Annotated in this window: 2 protein-coding genes; both read right to left on the reverse strand. The window is 61.6% G+C overall.

Going from position 1 to position 1,692, the window contains the following annotated elements; all coding sequences use genetic code 11:
* Positions 1–213: 213 nt before the first annotated feature.
* Positions 214–723: an acyl-CoA dehydrogenase family protein gene (locus ABT116_RS44565; protein WP_351646629.1), complete on the reverse strand. Its 510-nt coding sequence runs from the start codon at positions 721–723 to the stop codon at positions 214–216.
* Between the two features lie 75 nt (positions 724–798).
* On the reverse strand, positions 799–1,692 hold an 894-nt coding region (locus ABT116_RS44570), incomplete at its 5' end, for a GGDEF domain-containing protein (RefSeq protein WP_351646631.1).

Raw genomic sequence — 1,692 nt, forward strand, 5'->3', positions numbered from 1 at the left:
GCACAGACCCTCGCCCGGGCCCAGGGCTGCGCTGCTGATTGCGAGCCCGACTTCGGCAAACCCTACGAACCTCCGGTATCGGGGGTGTTTCGTAGATATTGCGCCTGTCCGCAAACTTCGAGTCACAACGGAAATCTTGATCTGTCGGGGGTCTACGGCAGACTTCGAGCGGAGGGGTCAATGCGGGACAGTGGAATCGGAGAGTCTTTGTGATCAGGGTTTTGCTCCGACGTCGCCGCCGGAGATGAACCGCTTGACACCCTCGATGTGCCACGTACCGTCGCCCTGCTCGATCGCCTTTGTTCGGCCTGCGCCCACATCGGATCCGGCGTCGGGTTCCGTCAGCACCATGGTTCCAGCCCAGCCGCGCTCGAATCCCTCTTTGGCCCAATGTTTCTGCTGTTCGTTTCCGATGGAGTAGAGCACGCTTGCCATCAGCGGGCCCATGTTGAAGAAGCTCGCCGATCCGTTTGCCGCGACCAACATTTCGCCGATCGCCCAGACCAGCGGCGCCGGAGCGGGAACACCGCCCATGCCTTCTGGTAAACCGAGCCGAGACCAACCGGCCTCGTTCACCGCCTCGACGGTCTTGCGTAGCGGTTCCGGGACCACGACCGCGTGATTGGGTGCGTCGAATTCGACAGGGTTCCGATCTGCGTCGGCGAAGGACGCGGCGACCGGGCCCTCCGCCAGCCTCGCTACCTCCGTAAGAATGTTGCGCACAGTGTCGGTGTCGAGACGACGAAAAACACAGTGCACGAGCAAACGACCCGTGTTCACAGCGCCGCCGTGATTTCGCTAGTGAACAGGGTCGGTCGCTGATGTCGTGATCTCGAACAATGCGGGCCTGCTGACATCACTGTGCTGCCCATGCACCATGTTCACCCTCAACGGCGGAAGGTGTTGGTACCGAACCGTATTTCGTCCCTCTGCTTTAGCGGCGTACATGAGGGCATCGGCACGATGGGTCAGAAGATCAGTCAACTCCCCCAACGACATGTCCGGGGAGCCAGCGTGATCGTCGAGGGTGCAGTAGATCGCCCCGATACTGACCGTCACGTCGCAGGACTCGGCGACCGACGCTCGGATCCGTTCGGCGAGAGTCATCACGTCGTCCACATCCGCGGCGGCGAAGAATGCGACGAATTCTTCGCCGCCGGACCTGGCGATCAGCACTCGCGCAGTCGCCGTCCGCGTGATGGCCGCAACGACACTGCGGAGGGTCTGATCCCCCGCGCTGTGCCCGAACAGATCATTGATCTGCTTGAAATGATCGACATCGATCATCAGGAAACCGACCTGCGCGGAACTGACCGTGGAGGTGCGGTGATACCGCTCGATACGATCGAGAAATCCTCGGCGATTAGGCAGATTCGTCAACGGATCGGTATGAGCCAACTCCCGGTACCGCGCTTGGGTCAACACCAGAGAGCGGCGCAAGGCACCGATCATGAACACCGGCAACCAAATGACCGTCGCCGACACAGTGCAGCTCACCAGAGCAGCAGCGAATCCGTGGGCCACGACAATCGCTACCGCACAGGCCAGTGCAATCGCGACGATCGTATGCCCGACGATGACCCGTCGACTCGACGCCATCGCCGCGATAGCAGGTATCGCCGAGAGCAGAGTGACGATGCCCCGGGCCGCCAGCGGATCGGTGACCAGATACGCGGATACAGCGATACCCAC

Source organism: Streptomyces sp. NPDC002130, assembly GCF_040296465.1.
Taxonomy (GTDB): domain Bacteria; phylum Actinomycetota; class Actinomycetes; order Streptomycetales; family Streptomycetaceae; genus Streptomyces.